15 protein-coding genes are annotated in these 14,418 nt (G+C 63.6%); 8 read left to right on the forward strand and 7 right to left on the reverse strand.

What is annotated here, in order from left to right; genetic code table 11:
* A complete protein-coding gene (locus MESCI2_RS0121115; protein WP_027038314.1) occupies window positions 1–543 on the forward strand; it encodes a DinB family protein in 543 nt (180 codons plus the stop codon).
* Window positions 544–594: 51 nt separating this feature from the next.
* Here the strand turns inward: MESCI2_RS0121115 and hppD are convergent, their stop codons facing one another.
* Window positions 595–1,707 carry a 4-hydroxyphenylpyruvate dioxygenase gene (gene hppD / locus MESCI2_RS0121120; protein ID WP_027038315.1) on the reverse strand — a complete coding sequence of 371 codons (1,113 nt, stop codon included), beginning with the start codon at window positions 1,705–1,707 and terminating at the stop codon, window positions 595–597.
* Window positions 1,708–1,844: 137 nt separating this feature from the next.
* Between hppD and MESCI2_RS0121125 the strand changes: the two genes are divergently transcribed.
* Window positions 1,845–2,312 (forward strand): Lrp/AsnC family transcriptional regulator, encoded by a 468-nt coding sequence (locus MESCI2_RS0121125; protein WP_027038316.1) that lies wholly within the window; start codon window positions 1,845–1,847, stop codon window positions 2,310–2,312.
* Window positions 2,313–2,324: 12 nt separating this feature from the next.
* On the opposite strand, the gene MESCI2_RS0121130 is transcribed toward MESCI2_RS0121125, so the two are convergent.
* From MESCI2_RS0121130 to aztA, 4 genes are all read right to left on the reverse strand, one after another.
* On the reverse strand, window positions 2,325–2,663 hold the full coding sequence (locus MESCI2_RS0121130) for a TIGR01244 family sulfur transferase (protein WP_027038317.1): 339 nt from the start codon (window positions 2,661–2,663) through the stop codon (window positions 2,325–2,327).
* Window positions 2,664–2,813: 150 nt separating this feature from the next.
* Window positions 2,814–3,755 carry a zinc ABC transporter substrate-binding protein AztC gene (gene aztC / locus MESCI2_RS0121135; protein WP_027038318.1) on the reverse strand — a complete coding sequence of 314 codons (942 nt, stop codon included), beginning with the start codon at window positions 3,753–3,755 and terminating at the stop codon, window positions 2,814–2,816.
* A 27-nt stretch (window positions 3,756–3,782) separates the two neighbouring features.
* The gene (gene aztB / locus MESCI2_RS0121140; protein ID WP_027038319.1) at window positions 3,783–4,658 is read right to left on the reverse strand and encodes a zinc ABC transporter permease AztB; all 876 of its coding nucleotides are present in this window, start codon (window positions 4,656–4,658) and stop codon (window positions 3,783–3,785) included.
* Window positions 4,658–5,464, reverse strand: coding sequence for a zinc ABC transporter ATP-binding protein AztA (gene aztA / locus MESCI2_RS0121145; protein WP_027038320.1), 807 nt, complete (start codon window positions 5,462–5,464; stop codon window positions 4,658–4,660). The genes aztB and aztA overlap by 1 nt, the downstream gene beginning before the upstream one ends.
* A gap of 226 nt (window positions 5,465–5,690) precedes the next feature.
* On the opposite strand from aztA, the gene MESCI2_RS0121150 reads away from it, so the two are divergent.
* Window positions 5,691–6,035: a RidA family protein gene (locus MESCI2_RS0121150; protein WP_027038321.1), complete on the forward strand. Its 345-nt coding sequence runs from the start codon at window positions 5,691–5,693 to the stop codon at window positions 6,033–6,035.
* Between the two features lie 141 nt (window positions 6,036–6,176).
* Here the strand turns inward: MESCI2_RS0121150 and hutC are convergent, their stop codons facing one another.
* Window positions 6,177–6,914, reverse strand: coding sequence for a histidine utilization repressor (gene hutC, locus MESCI2_RS0121155; protein ID WP_081738823.1), 738 nt, complete (start codon window positions 6,912–6,914; stop codon window positions 6,177–6,179).
* Window positions 6,911–8,263 carry a formimidoylglutamate deiminase gene (locus MESCI2_RS0121160; RefSeq protein WP_027038323.1) on the reverse strand — a complete coding sequence of 451 codons (1,353 nt, stop codon included), beginning with the start codon at window positions 8,261–8,263 and terminating at the stop codon, window positions 6,911–6,913. The genes hutC and MESCI2_RS0121160 overlap by 4 nt, the downstream gene beginning before the upstream one ends.
* A 98-nt stretch (window positions 8,264–8,361) precedes the next feature.
* On the opposite strand from MESCI2_RS0121160, the gene hutI reads away from it, so the two are divergent.
* From hutI to MESCI2_RS0121185, 5 genes are read left to right on the forward strand one after another with little or no spacing between them, the layout of a single operon-like run.
* Complete coding sequence (gene hutI, locus MESCI2_RS0121165; RefSeq protein WP_027038324.1) at window positions 8,362–9,597, forward strand: imidazolonepropionase; 1,236 nt, start codon at window positions 8,362–8,364, stop codon at window positions 9,595–9,597.
* Entirely contained in the window at window positions 9,594–11,135 is a 1,542-nt protein-coding gene (gene hutH / locus MESCI2_RS0121170) for a histidine ammonia-lyase (RefSeq protein WP_027038325.1), read from the forward strand. Before hutI ends, hutH begins: the two co-directional genes overlap by 4 nt.
* Window positions 11,135–11,953: an N-formylglutamate deformylase gene (gene hutG, locus MESCI2_RS0121175; RefSeq protein WP_027038326.1), complete on the forward strand. Its 819-nt coding sequence runs from the start codon at window positions 11,135–11,137 to the stop codon at window positions 11,951–11,953. Before hutH ends, hutG begins: the two co-directional genes overlap by 1 nt.
* Window positions 11,954–11,979: 26 nt before the next feature.
* Window positions 11,980–13,650 (forward strand): urocanate hydratase, encoded by a 1,671-nt coding sequence (hutU, locus tag MESCI2_RS0121180; RefSeq protein ID WP_027038327.1) that lies wholly within the window; start codon window positions 11,980–11,982, stop codon window positions 13,648–13,650.
* A gap of 12 nt (window positions 13,651–13,662) precedes the next feature.
* On the forward strand, window positions 13,663–14,250 hold the full coding sequence (locus tag MESCI2_RS0121185; RefSeq protein WP_027038328.1) for a HutD/Ves family protein: 588 nt from the start codon (window positions 13,663–13,665) through the stop codon (window positions 14,248–14,250).
* Window positions 14,251–14,418: the final 168 nt, after the last annotated feature.

Consider the following 14,418-nt stretch of genomic DNA (forward strand, 5'->3'; position numbering starts at 1 on the left):
GTGAACCTGCTCGACCATCTGCGCCGTATGGCCGGCAACAATCTGTGGTCGAACGACCGGCTCTACCGCGCGGTGCTGTCGCTCCAGCCCGGTGAGTTCGAGGCCGAACGCACCAGCTTCTTTCCGTCGATCAAGGCAACGCTCAACCACATCCTTGCGGTCGATCTTCTCTATCTCGATTTTCTCGAAGAGGGTGGTCTCGGTGCTGCCGCCCATGACGACTTCGTGCCCCTCGACGAGCCGGCGGCGTTGTTTGCCGCGCAGGTCGCAGCCGACCGGCGGCTGATCGTCTTTTGCGATAGGCTGTCGGCCGACGATCTCGATCGCCGCGTGATCACCGACCGGCGCGAGGACGGCATGATCCCCGAGCGCATCGGCGATATCCTTGCCCACGTCTTCCTGCACGACATCCATCATCGCGGCCAGGTGCACGCCATGCTTTCCGGCACCTCGGTCAAGCCGCCGCAACTGGATGAGTTTCTGCTCGATTATGATCTGAAGCTGAGGGAGAAAGAGGTCGAGCGGTTGGGGCTTAAAATCTGATCCAGCGCATGACCTGAAATGAGGGCATGCGCAATCCGCTCGACCTGAAGCTTACTCCGCTGCCTGAACCTTGATCACGCCGCGCTTGATCTGGTCCTGCTCGATCGATTCGAACAGCGCGCGGAAATTCCCCTCGCCAAAACCTTCGTCGCCCTTGCGCTGGATGAACTCGAAAAAGATCGGGCCGATCACGGTCTTCGAAAAGATCTGCAGCAGGATCTTGGTCATGCCGCCGTCGACGACGCCTTCGCCGTCGATCAGGATGCCGTGCTTCTTCATCCGCTCGATCGGTTCGTCATGGCCATTCACGCGGTCATACGACATGTCGTAGTAGGTTTCCGGCGGGCCGGGCATGAACTTCAGCCCGTTCTCGGCCAACCTGTCGGTGGCGGCGTAGATCTCGTCGGTGCCGACGGCGATGTGCTGGATGCCTTCGCCATTGTACTTCTTCAGATACTCGGCGATTTGGCTGGTCTCGTCCTTGGACTCGTTCAGCGGGATGCGGATCTTGCCGCAGGGCGAGGTGATGGCGCGGCTCACCAGGCCGGTGATCTTGCCGTCGATGTCGAAGAAATGGATCTGCTTGAAGCCGAACAGATTGCGGTAGAAATCCCACCACTTGTCCATCTGGCCGCGATAGACATTGTGGGTCAGGTGATCGAGGTAATAGAAGCCGACGCCTTGCGGCCGCGGGTCGCGAGCGCCCAGCCACTCGAACTCGGCATCATAGGCCGAACCCTTATTGCCGTAGGTCTCGATGAAATAGAGCAGCGAGCCGCCAATGCCGACGATTGCCGGCACGTCGAGCGCCTTGTCGGCGCCTTCGTAAGGCGTGGCGCCCTTGGCAACGGCATGATCGAAAGCGTGCTTGGCATCGACAACCCGCCAGGCCATCGAGGCAGCACAAGGCCCATGCCTGTCGACGAACTTCATCGCGTGCGAGCCAGGCTCGGCATTGACGACATAGTTGATGTCGCCCTGGCGCCAGATGGTGATGTCTTTCGTGCGGTGCCTGGCTACCGCGACATAGCCCATGCGGGCGAAGAGTTCGGCCAGCTTCTGCGGCTCCGCATGCGCGAACTCGACAAACTCGAAACCGTCGGTGCCGGCCGGATTATCCTTGTTGATCTTCGCGGGCGGGGCGTCGTGCGGGAAGGGGCCCATGATATCCTCCGAAAGCTGGCTTGGCCTGAAAGGCTCATCTTGCGCGATCATAGCGCCGATGGAGTGCATGGTGCTTGCATTCAAACGCTTGAAATGATGATGTCATGCGTGAAGCATGCATGATATGAGGAAAAACCATGGATGAGACGCGCATTGATCAGTTCGACCGCAAGATCATGGCGCTATTGCAGGGTGATGCGCGGCTGACCAACAACGATCTTTCGGAGCGGGTGAACCTGTCGGCGTCGCAATGCTCGCGCCGCCGCCAGCGGCTGGAGGAGGACGGCTTTATCAAGGGCTATCGCGCCGTTCTCGACCGCGACCAGCTCGGTTTTTCCCTGGTGAACGTCATTTCGGTCACGCTCGCCACCCACAACCGCGACAATGCACGGCGTTTCGGCGAACTGGTGGCGCGGCTGCCCGAGGTGCAGGAAGCGCACGCCCTGACCGGCGAGATGGACTACATCCTGAAAGTGGTGACGCCCGACTTGAAATCACTGTCGGAATTCGTCAACGGCGTGCTCTTGCCACACGAATCCGTGCAGCATGTGAAGACGGCAATCGTGCTTGAGACACTCAAGGAAACCGGCGCGCTGCCGATCTAAATCTTGGGCGTATCAACCCTTCGACTGTTGGATCAACCCATAGAGATTGGTGCAGCGCGCGCCGGACCGGCAATAGGCGAAGACCGGGCCGTCGAGTTCGTCGAGCGCTTCGGCCTGATCCTCGACATTCTCGACGGTGATCTGGCCGCTGATCACCGGAATGTAGCGGAAAGCGAGGCCTGCGGCTTCCACCGCCGCCTTGACGGTGTCGGCAGAAGGCTGGCCGGGCTGTTCGTCGTCGGGCCGGTTGCAGATGACGCTCTTGAAGCCGGCTTCCTTGATGGCGGCGACGTCCTCAGGCTGGATCTGGCCCGAAACCGAATAGTCCTCGCTGATTTCGCGGTATTCCATGGCAGCATCCTTGCAAACTGGTCAGGCGGCAGTCTTGCCACTCCCCGACATGGGCGGCAATCCGTACCGAAGGAATTCTCTGCCAAATACACATTGCGTGCCGGAAAATCCAACCGGGCCGATGCGGCCCGGCTGGACGATCCTTCAAACTCAGCTGCCGAGAATGGCGCCTTTGATCTGACGGATGTTGTTGTGCATCATGTCGATATAGGTCGCGGCCGGCCCATCGGGCTGCGACAGCGCGTCCGAATAGAGCGTGCCGCCGACCTTGATGCCGGTCTCGCTGGCGATCTGCTCGATCAGGCGCGGGTTTGTGATGTTCTCGACGAAAATCGCAGCCGCCTTGTCCTGCTTCACCTGGGTAACCAGCTTGGCGACGTCGGCGGCGGACGGTTCGGAGTCGGTCGAGATGCCTTGCGGGGCAAGGAAGGTCAGGCCGTATGCGTGTTCGAAATAGCCGAAGGCGTCATGCGAGGTGATGACGACGCGCTTGCTCTGCGGGATCGAGGCAATCGCCGTTTTCACTTCACCTTCGACCGCGTCGAGCTTCTTTGTGTAGGCGGCGGCATTGGTCTGGTAGCTGACGCAGCCTTCCGCATCCGCCGCGCAGAAAGCCTCGGCGATGTTCTTCACGTAGATCCTGGCATTGGCGATCGACTGGAAGGCGTGCGGATCGGTGACCGTCTTGCCGCCGCCGGTGCCGGCACCTTCGGCCGCGTCGGCATCGGCGAATTCAGGTTTGAAATCGATCGGCGTCACGCCCTTGGTCAAGGTGATGATAGACGCCTTGGTAGCGCTGGCATCGACCAGCCGCTGCAGGAAACCTTCGAAATGCAGGCCGTTGACCAGCACGATGTCGGCCTTGGCCATGGCCACAGCATCGGCCGGGCTCGGCTCGTAGACATGGGCGTCGCCATCCGGCCCGACAATGGTGGTGACGTCGATGCGGTCGCCGCCGACATTTTTGGCGAAATCGGCAATGACGGTGAAGCTGGCGACCACTTTTAGCGGTGCCGCCAAGGCCGACGATGCGCCAAAGGCGGTTAATGTTATAACGCTCATAGCCAGGGCGGCATGGATCGATTTCAGCATAGACGGGTCTCCTTCTAGGGGCGGGGATCAGGCCGTTCTGTGACGGTGATGGATGATGCGCGCGCGCAGAATGCCGCGCGTGCCAAACAGGATCGAGGCGAAATAGACGACGCCGGCCGAAAGGATGATGGCCGGGCCGGACGGCAGCGACGCGTGATAGGACAAAAGCAGTCCGGCGACGCAGGAGGCGAAGCCGATCAGCACCGCCAGCACGCACATCGGCTCGACGCGAGCTGTCCAGAAGCGGGCCGCCGCGGCCGGCAGCATCATCAGCCCAACCGACAGAAGCGTGCCGAGTGCCTGGAAGCCGCCGACAAGGTTGAGCACGACAAGGCCGAGGAAGATGAAATGCACCGGACTGCCGAGCCGGCTGACCGAGCGCAGGAACAGCGGGTCGAGGCATTCGGCGACCAGCGCCCGCCAGAAGATGGCGAGGCTGACCAGCGTCACGACGACGATGCCACCGATCAGCGTCAGCGCTTCATCGTTGAGCGCGAGCACGGTGCCAAACAGCACATGCATGAGATCGACGCTGGAACCGCGGATCGACACCATCAGCACGCCTATAGCGAGCGAAATCAGGTAGAACGCCGCCATCGAGGCGTCTTCGCGCTGGATGGTGAAGCGCGAGACGGCGCCGGCGCCGAGCGCGACGATGACGCCGGCGATCAGGCCGCCGATGGTCATCGGCAGGATTTCCAGCCCATAGAACAGGAAGCCGGCGGCGGCACCGGGCAGGATGGCATGCGCCATGGCGTCGCCCGACAGGCTCATGCGTCGCAGCATCAGGAAGACGCCGATCGGGCAGGCGCCGAGCGACAGCATCAGCGAACCGACCAGGGCCCGCTGCATGAAGCCGAAATCGGCGAAGGGTGCGATGAAGAGACCGTAAAGCGTATCCATCAGGCAGCCCTAGGTCCGACGCCGTGGTGATGGTCATGGTGGTCGTGATCGTGGCCATGACCATGAGCGTCCTCGCCTGGCTCGCACCAGGGCGCATTCTCTTCCCAGGCTTCGTGGAAGCGACGGGCGCGCAGCAGGTTTTCCGGCTTCAGCGTTTCCCTGGTTTCGCCCCAGGCAATCGGCTGGCGGGCAAGCAACAGTGTTTCGGGGAAATTCTGACGCACCAGGTCCAGATCGTGGACGACAACCATGATGGTGCGTTCCTCGCCATGCCAGTGTTTGATCAGCGCAATAAGGTCGCCGACCGTCTTGGCGTCGACGGCGTTGAAGGGTTCGTCGAGCAGGATGAGGTCGGCGTCCTGCAGCAGGACACGCGCAAACAGCGTGCGCTGCAACTGGCCGCCCGACAGCGTGTCGATCGGGCGCTTCTCGAAGCCACCGAGGCCGACCGCCATCAGCGCCTTGCTGACGTCATCGCGATCTTCCCTGGTATAACGGCCAAGCAGCCCGCGCCGTGGCCACAGGCCGAGCGAAACCAGATCCACCACCCGCGCCGGAAAGGAGCGGTCGAGTTCCGACTGCTGCGGCAGATAGGCGGCGCGAACGCCGGGCGCGCGGATAACTTCGCCGGCCATCGGCTTCAGGACGCCGACAATACCTTTCATCAGCGTGGATTTGCCTGAGCCGTTGGCGCCGACGACAGCCGTCAGCGAGCCCTTGCGGATGGTGCCGTCGAGATGATGGATCGCCGGATGGCTGCCGTAGCCAAGCGTCAGGTCGCGGAATGTCAGGCAGGTGTTTGTCATTCTGCGATCCGTGGGGCGGCGAAATCCGGCTGCTGGCAGCGGTCGATTGGATATGTGATGTTATTACATTAGTCAACAAGCCAATCCGGCGGAATTGCGGCCGGAGGTCAACTTGCCGTGTGTGCATGTCATATGTCGTTGGCCCAAGGGGATTCGACCTGGCGACCTTGCCCCAAGCCGGCCGCGACTCTAAAGAAGCGCAACCGCCACAGGAAGGAACCATCCAATGAGCATTCGTCGCATCGATGTCGGCCCGCGCATGAGCCAGATCGTCATTCACGGAGACACCGTCTATCTGGCCGGCCAGGTCGGCCAGCCAACCGGCAACGTCGCTTCGCAGACCAGGGATATCCTGGCGGCCGTCGACGAATTGCTGGCCAAGGCCGGTTCCGACAAGACCAAGATCCTGCAGGCGATCATCTGGCTGGCCGACATGAGCACTTTTGCCGAGATGAACGCTGAGTGGGACAAGTGGGTGCCGCAGGGCAACACGCCAGCCCGCGCCACCGGCGAAGCAAAGCTCGCCACCCCGGACTATCTGGTCGAGATTATTATTACCGCCGCGATTTGAGTTTTTACCCTCCCCCTTGTGGGGAGGGTCGCTGCAAAGCAGCGGGGTGGGGGTCGGCGCCGCACCCCGCCCCGTTTCGCCACCATTGCTTCGCAATGCCGGCTCGCCGACCCTCCCCACAAGGGGGAGGGTGAAGAAAGACTACCCCTGCGGCCTGAACCTTGCCACCAGCGTGTGGCTCTCGGCCGCGTAGGTAAAGCGCACATGGGTGACCGGGTGCTCGGCGCTCCATGTCCGTCGCTCGACCACCAGGCAGGGCGCACCGGTTTCTATGTCGAGTGCCGCGGCGATATGCCTGTCGGCGGCGACAGCGCGAATCCGGTGCTCGGCTTCGCTCCACGGCACGCGGCCGATCAGCCATGGTCCTGGTGCGATGGCCACGAATTCCTCGTCCGCTGCCTCGGGCACGGCGGTGAGGTTGATCAGCCGCTGTTCATGCGCGAACGGTCGCTCGCCGGCGAAATGCCCACACTCCAGCGCCAGCACCGGTCCGGCCACGCCCAGCTCCAGCAGCGCGCGATCGCCGGCGCTGCTGCGCCTTTTGTGTCGCGCGACGCGCTCATAGCGGTAGGGCAGGCCGAGCGCTTCGACCTCGATGCGGATATCGTGGATTTCCAGCACCGCCGCTTGCGACTGCGGCCGGCGCACAAAGCTGCCTGAGCGGCGGCGGCGTTCGATCAGCCCGGCCTTGGCAAGCTGTGACAGCGCCTTGTTCACCGTCATGCGCGAGCAATTGTATTGCACGCTCAGTTCGTGCTCGAACGGGATGCGATGGCCGGGCGCCCAGGCACCGGACGTGATCTTCTCGCTAATGTCGGTCAGGATGCGCTGGTGCAGCGAGCCGCTACCTTCCGCTACCACTGTACCGGCCATGCTCATGCCGAAAGCGCCCTCATCACGCTGCGAAACCGCTCGGTGATAGCCTCTCGCTTCACATGCCTGCCGCCGCTGACCTGCTTGAGCCCATGCACCCAGACGCAGTCGACCTTGCCGCCATTGGCGAAGATCCAGGCGTCCAGGATCGCGTCGCCGCTCTTGCCGGCCAGCGAGGGATTTTTGGGATCGAGCGAGACGAGATCGGCGGATGCGCCGGCGGCGATCTGCGAGATGCCGGCGCCAAGGGCGGCGCTGCCCCCGTCTAGCGCGGCATCGAACAGCGCCCGGCCGGTCGAGCCGCCCGCGACCGCGAGCACATTGCGGGCGCGGTGAGCGAGGCGCTGCGAATATTCGAGCTGGCGCAACTCGTCGGGGAGGCCGATGAGAACGTTGGAATCGGAGCCGACGCCATAGCGGCCTCCATGTTCCCTGAACAGCGGGGCGGCAAAAGTGCCGTCACCGAGATTGGCCTCGGTGATCGGGCAGAGGCCGGCGATGGCGCCGCTCCTGGCCATGGCAACGGTTTCAGCATCGGTCATGTGCGTGGCATGGATCAGGCACCAGCGCTTGTCGACCTTGGCGTTGGCGAGCAAAAACTCCACGGGCCTCGCGCCGGACCAGGCAAGACAGTCCTCGACCTCTTTCACTTGCTCGGCGATATGGATGTGAATCGGCCCCTCCGGCGCCAGCGCGGCGACTTCGGCTAGTTCCTGCGGCGTCGCGGCACGCAAACTGTGTGGAGCAACGCCGACGACAGCCTGATTCAGTGCACGAACCGATTCGCAGCATTTCTCAACAAGCCGCGAGAACCGACTCACATCGTTGATGAATCGCCTCTGGCCGTCGTTTGGCACGGCACCGCCGAAAGACGAGTGCGCATAAAACACCGGCAGCAGGGTCAGGCCGATGCCCGTCTCGCCGGCCGCGGCCGCAATGCGCTCGGCCATCTCGGCGAGGTTGGCGTAGGGCTTTCCATCGCGGTCGTGATGCAGATAGTGAAATTCGCCGACACGCGAAAACCCGGCCTCCAGCATTTCGACATAGAGTTGTGCGGCAACCGCCTCGACCTGATCGGGTGTCATCGACAGGGCGAAACGGTACATCACCTCGCGCCAGCTCCAGAAACTGTCGGCGGAGGGGCCGCGAAGCTCGGCAAGGCCGGCCATGCCGCGCTGGAAGGCGTGGCTGTGCAAATTGGGCATGCCGGGCAACAGGATCGCGTGGCGTTCGTCGCCGGCTGCCGCTGCTGCGCCAGGCTGAACGGCTGTAATGCGTCCATCGGCCAGGGTGAGCCGCACATTATCGCGCCAGCCATCGGGAAGGAGCGCCTGTTCCGCAAAGATCGCTGCCACTTTTCTCTCCGGTTCTCTGTCTCTCATGCGATGATGGCACTTGCAGTGCGTTTCAATATGTATATACATAATCGTCATCCATTGAAACGGAAAAGATGATGGCTGGACAGAGCAAAAGCCGGGCAGGGGATCTTCGTCTGTGGCGCAATGCGCGGCTCGCGACCATGGCCGAAGGGTCTGCCGGACTAGGCGTCGTCGAACATGGCGCGGTCGCTGCGCGTGACGGCCGCATTGTCTATGCCGGCCCCGAGTCGGAGCTGCCCCCAACACTTGCCCAGGCCGCCGAGACGGTCGATTGCGAGGGCCGCTGGATCACGCCTGGCCTGATCGACTGCCACACCCATCTGGTCCATGCCGGCAACCGCGCCAACGAATTCGAGATGCGGCTGGCCGGCGCCACCTATGAAGAAGTCGCCAGAGCCGGCGGCGGCATTGTCTCCTCGGTCAAATCCTTGCGGGCCGCCAGCGAGAGCGAACTGGTCACCCAATCGCTGCCGCGTCTCGATGCGCTGATCGCCGAAGGCGTAACGTCAGTGGAGGTAAAGTCAGGCTACGGCCTCGACCTCGAAAACGAGAAAAAGTCGCTGCGCGCGGCGCGCCAACTGGCTGGACAGCGGCCAGTGACGATCCGCACCACCTTCCTCGGCGCCCATGCATTGCCGCCGGAAGCCAGAGGCGACAAGGACGCTTTTATCGATCTGGTCGCCAAGGAAATTCTCCCGGCGGTTGCCGCCGAGGGGCTGGCCGATGCGGTCGACGGTTTCTGCGAAGGCATCGCCTTTTCGCCGGAACAGATGGCGCGCGTCTTCGATGCGGCAAAGGCGGCCGGCCTGCCGGTCAAGCTTCATGCCGACCAACTGTCCAACCTGCATGGCGCCGGACTCGCCGCCCGCTACGGCGCTCTGTCGGCCGACCATCTCGAATACACCGATGAGGCGGGTGCAGCGGCGATGGCCAAGGCCGGAACCGTGGCGACGATACTGCCCGGCGCCTACTATTTCATTCGCGAAACCAAGAAGCCGCCGATCGGACTGTTTCGCCAGCACGGCGTCAAGATGGCTGTCGCCACCGACAACAATCCCGGCACTTCGCCGCTGACCTCACTGCTTCTGACCATGAACATGGCCGCGACCCTGTTCGGCCTGACCGTCGATGAATGCCTTGCCGGCGTCACCCGCGAGGCGGCCCGCGCGCTTGGTTTGCGGGGAGAAACCGGCACGCTTGAAGCCGGAAAATCCGCCGACCTGGCGATCTGGGACATCGAGCGCCCCGCCGAACTCGTCTACCGCATGGGCTTCAACCCGCTGCATGCCCGCATCTGGAGAGGACAATGACCGAACTGACCCTGAAGCCCGGCAATGCGACGCTGGCGGACTGGCGCGCCATCTATCGTGGCGCCGTGCCCAAGCTGGACAATGCCTGCCGGCCGAAAATCAAGGCGAGCGCCGAGGCCGTCGCCAGGATCGTTGCCAAGGGTGAGCCGGTCTACGGCATCAACACCGGCTTTGGCAAACTGGCCAGCGTTCGCATCCCGGCCGAAGACCTCGAGACCTTGCAGCGCAACATCGTGCTGTCGCACGCCGCCGGCGTCGGCGAGCCGATGCCGGTTGCTGTCTGCAGGCTTATGATGGCGCTGAAGCTCGCCAGCCTGGCGCAGGGCGCGTCCGGCGTGCGGCCGCAGACCATCGAGTTGCTCGAAGCAATGCTGGCCAACGACGTCATCCCGGTAGTGCCGGCGCAAGGTTCCGTCGGCGCCTCCGGTGACCTTGCCCCGCTGTCGCATATGACGGCGGTGATGATCGGCGTCGGCGAATGCTTCACCCCGCACGGCCGTTTCCCGGCCAAGGTCGCCTTCGTCTCGCATGGCCTGGAGCCGGTGACATTGGGCGCCAAGGAGGGCCTGGCGCTGCTCAACGGCACCCAGTTTTCGACCGCCTATGCGCTGGCCGCCTTGTTCGAGGCCGAAGTGCTCTACCAATCGGCGCTGGTCGCCGGTGCCCTGTCGACCGACGCGGCAAAAGGCTCCGACGCCCCCTTCGATCCGCGCATCCATGTGCTGAGAAAGCATCCCGGGCAGATCGAGACGGCCGACGCCCTGCGCAATCTGATGGCCGGCAGCGCCATCCGTGAATCGCATCGGGTTGGCGACGAACGCGTGCAGGATCCCTATTGCCTGCGCTGCCAGCCGCAGGTCATGGGCGCTGCACTCACCGTGCTGCGCCAGGCAGCCGACACGCTGGGCACCGAAGCCAATGGCGTCACCGACAATCCGCTGATCTTCGCCGAGGATGACACCGCGCTTTCCGGCGGTAATTTCCACGCCGAGCCGGTGGCCTTCGCCGCCGACATGATCGCGCTCGCCGTCTGCGAAATCGGTTCGCTGTCGGAACGCCGCATCGCCATGCTTGTCGATCCGGCGCTGTCCGGCATGCCGGCCTTCCTGACGCCGAAGCCCGGTCTGAACTCCGGCTTCATGATCCCGCAGGTGACGGCGGCGGCGCTTGTTTCGGAGAACAAGCAGAAAGCCTATCCGGCCAGCGTCGATTCGATCCCCACCTCGGCAAACCAGGAAGACCATGTTTCGATGGCCGCGCACGGCGCGCGCCGGCTGATCGGCATGGTCGAGAACGCCACCGCGGTGATCGGCATCGAATTGCTGGCCGCGGCCCAAGGCTGCGATTTCCACGCGCCGCTGGCCTCGAGCGACGCCCTGGAGGCGGTCCGCAGACTGGTCCGGGCCGAAGTGCCGCATCTCGACAATGATCGCCATTTCCACCCCGATATGGAAAAAGCCATCGCCATGGTGCGCAGCGGTGCGGCCATCAAGGCCGCCGGCGGTGTGGCTCTGCCGTCGATTTCGGGAGCGATGTGATGGCAAGCGCGCCCTGGCTGACGGTCACGCCCGGCACAGCCCCGTTGCTGGTGTCGATCCCGCACACCGGCATCGACCTCGCCGGCCTTGAGAATCGGCTGGTCTCGCCCTGGCTCGGCCGCCGCGACTGCGATTGGTGGATCGATAATCTCTATGACTTTGCTGCCGGCCTCGGGGCGACGGTGGTACACACCGCGATCTCGCGCACCGTCATCGACGTCAACCGCGATCCCTCCGGCGCCTCGCTTTACCCCGGCCAGGCGACGACCGGCCTTTGCCCGACCGAGACTTTCGATGGCGATCCGCTCTACGGCGAGGGCGAAGAACCGGGGCCGTCGGAGATCGACGAGCGCCGCGAAAAATTCTTCGTGCCCTACCATGCCGCCTTGCAGGTCGAGATCGACCGGTTGCGTGGCTTGCACGACAAGATCGTGCTCTATGACTGCCACTCGATCCGTTCAGTGCTGCCGCGCCTGTTTGAAGGCACGCTGCCGGTTTTCAACCTCGGCACCAATGACGGCAGGAGCGCCGGTCCGACGCTGCAGGCGATGGTCGGCCAGATCATGGCCGAAACCGGTGAAACCTTTGTCATCAACGGCCGCTTCAAGGGCGGCTGGATCACACGCCATTTCGGCCAGCCGCAACAAGGCGTGCATGCGCTGCAGATGGAACTCTCCAACCGCGGCTATATGCGCGAGCCAGATGGCAAGGGTACGCCGGACAATTGGCCGGTGCCCTATGACGCCGAGTTCGCAGCACCGATCCGCGCCACGCTGCGGAAAATCCTCGAGACCGCGACATCCTGGGCGCGCGTCTGACATCAGGTCCTTTATGGAGTGACGCCATGAACAATCCTCGCCACAATATCCGCGAAGTCCGCAGCCCGCGCGGCACCGAAATCAGCGCGCGCTCCTGGCTGACGGAAGCGCCGCTGCGCATGCTGATGAACAATCTCGATCCGGATGTTGCTGAAAATCCCAACGAACTGGTCGTCTATGGCGGCATCGGCCGGGCGGCGCGCACCTGGAACGACTTTGACCGCATTGTCGCCTCCTTGAGGACGCTGGCCGATGACGAGACCTTGCTGGTCCAGTCCGGCAAGCCGGTCGGCGTCTTCCGCACCCACCCGGACGCGCCGCGCGTGCTGATCGCCAACTCCAATTTGGTGCCGCACTGGGCGAATTGGGAAAAATTCAACGAGCTCGATAAGAAGGGCCTGATGATGTACGGCCAGATGACGGCCGGCTCGTGGATCTATATCGGCACGCAAGGCATCGTGCAGGGCACCTACGAGACCTTCGTCGAGGCCGGCCGCCAGCACTATGGCGGCAATCTCCGGGGTAAATGGATCCTCACCGGCGGTCTCGGCGGCATGGGTGGCGCCCAGCCGCTCGCCGCCGTCATGGCCGGCGCCTGCTGCCTCGCAATCGAATGCAACCCGGACTCGATCGATTTTCGCCTGCGCACCCGCTACGTCGACGAGCGCGCCGACACGCTCGACGAGGCGCTGGAAAAGATCGAGCGTTGGACCAAGGCCGGGGAGGCGAAATCGGTCGGCCTGCTTGGCAATACGGCCGAGATCGTGCCGGAGATGTTCAGGCGTGGCATTCGCCCCGATATGGTCACGGACCAGACCTCGGCGCATGATCCCATCAACGGCTATCTGCCGAAGGGCTGGACGATGGCCGAGTGGCGCGAGAAGCGCGTCAGCGACCCCAAGGTGGTCGAGAAGGCGGCACGCGCTTCCATGCGTGAACATGTCGAGGCGATGGTGGCGTTCTGGAACGCCGGCGTGCCGACGCTCGACTACGGCAACAACATCCGCCAGGTGGCCAAGGAGGAGGGGTTCGAGAACGCCTTCGCCTTCCCCGGTTTCGTGCCGGCCTATATCCGTCCGCTGTTTTGCCGTGGCATCGGGCCGTTCCGCTGGGCAGCTCTGTCGGGCGATCCGGAAGATATCTACAAGACCGACGCCAAGGTGCGCGAACTGACGCCTGGCAACACCCATCTCCACAATTGGCTCGACATGGCGCGCGAGCGCATCGCTTTCCAGGGTTTGCCGGCGCGCATCTGCTGGGTTGGCCTTGGCGACCGCCACAGGCTCGGCCTCGCTTTCAACGAAATGGTGGCCAAGGGTGAGCTGAAGGCGCCTGTCGTTATCGGTCGCGATCACCTCGATTCCGGCTCGGTTGCTTCGCCGAACCGCGAAACGGAATCCATGAAGGACGGCTCGGATGCGGTATCCGACTGGCCGCTGCTCAACGCGTTGCTCAACACGGCGTCCGGCGCCACCTGGGTGTCGCTGCACCATGGCGGCGGCGTTGGCATGGGCTTTTCGCAGCACGCCGGCATGGTCATCGTCGCCGACGGCACGCCGGACGCAGCAAGGCGCCTGGAGCGGGTGTTGTGGAACGACCCGGCGAGCGGTGTCATGCGCCACGCCGATGCCGGCTACGAAATCGCCATCGAATGCGCCAAGGAGCACCAGCTCAACCTGCCCGGCATTCTCGGCTGATTGGCTGAACCGATGCGCATCCTGCGGGCAGCCGAATACCGGTCGATGCCGTGGAAGAACGGCGGCGGCGTGACGACGGAAATCGCCGTCTCGCCTTCGGGTGCCGGGCTCGACGACTTCGACTGGCGCGTGTCGATGGCGCGCGTCGAATTGAGCGGGCCTTTCTCGCAATTTGCCGGCATCGATCGCACCCTTGCCGTGCTCGAAGGCGAGGGCATCATCCTAGATGTTGCCGGCTGGCCGCCGACATCCATAAACAGGACGACCACCCTGTTTTCTTTCCCGGCCGACGTGCAGACCTCGGCCGCGCTGATCGGCGGACCGATCACCGATCTCAATGTCATGACCCGCCGAAGCCGGATGACGCATTCGGTTGAACGCCTGGTGATTTCGGCCCCCACGGAAGTCCGGACTGAAGCCGGCACGACGCTCATCCTGTGCCTGGACGGCGACGTCAGCGTGCCCGCCGCCGAACCGGTTCGCCTCGGGCCATTCGACACGCTGCTGTCCGGTCCGGTCAGCAGCGGCCTGCTTGTCCAGCCCACCCATGAGGCAACGCTGTTCGTGATCCGGATCGGCGGCATTTCCGGCAACGGTTAACGCTTGTTTCCAAACATGATCGCGGTACCGGAGAAATATAGCGTAAGCTGCTGGCGGCATCACGAAAAAGCCTGAATCCTCTCCGCCGATCTGGCCTGGCGGGAAGTGGGGTGCTTGTCTTTGAGTTTTGCTGAGAGATGACGCCCTGTCGCGGTGCGGAAACAAACT

This window comes from Mesorhizobium ciceri WSM4083 (assembly GCF_000519305.1).
GTDB classification, from domain to species: Bacteria; Pseudomonadota; Alphaproteobacteria; order Rhizobiales; family Rhizobiaceae; genus Mesorhizobium; species Mesorhizobium ciceri_B.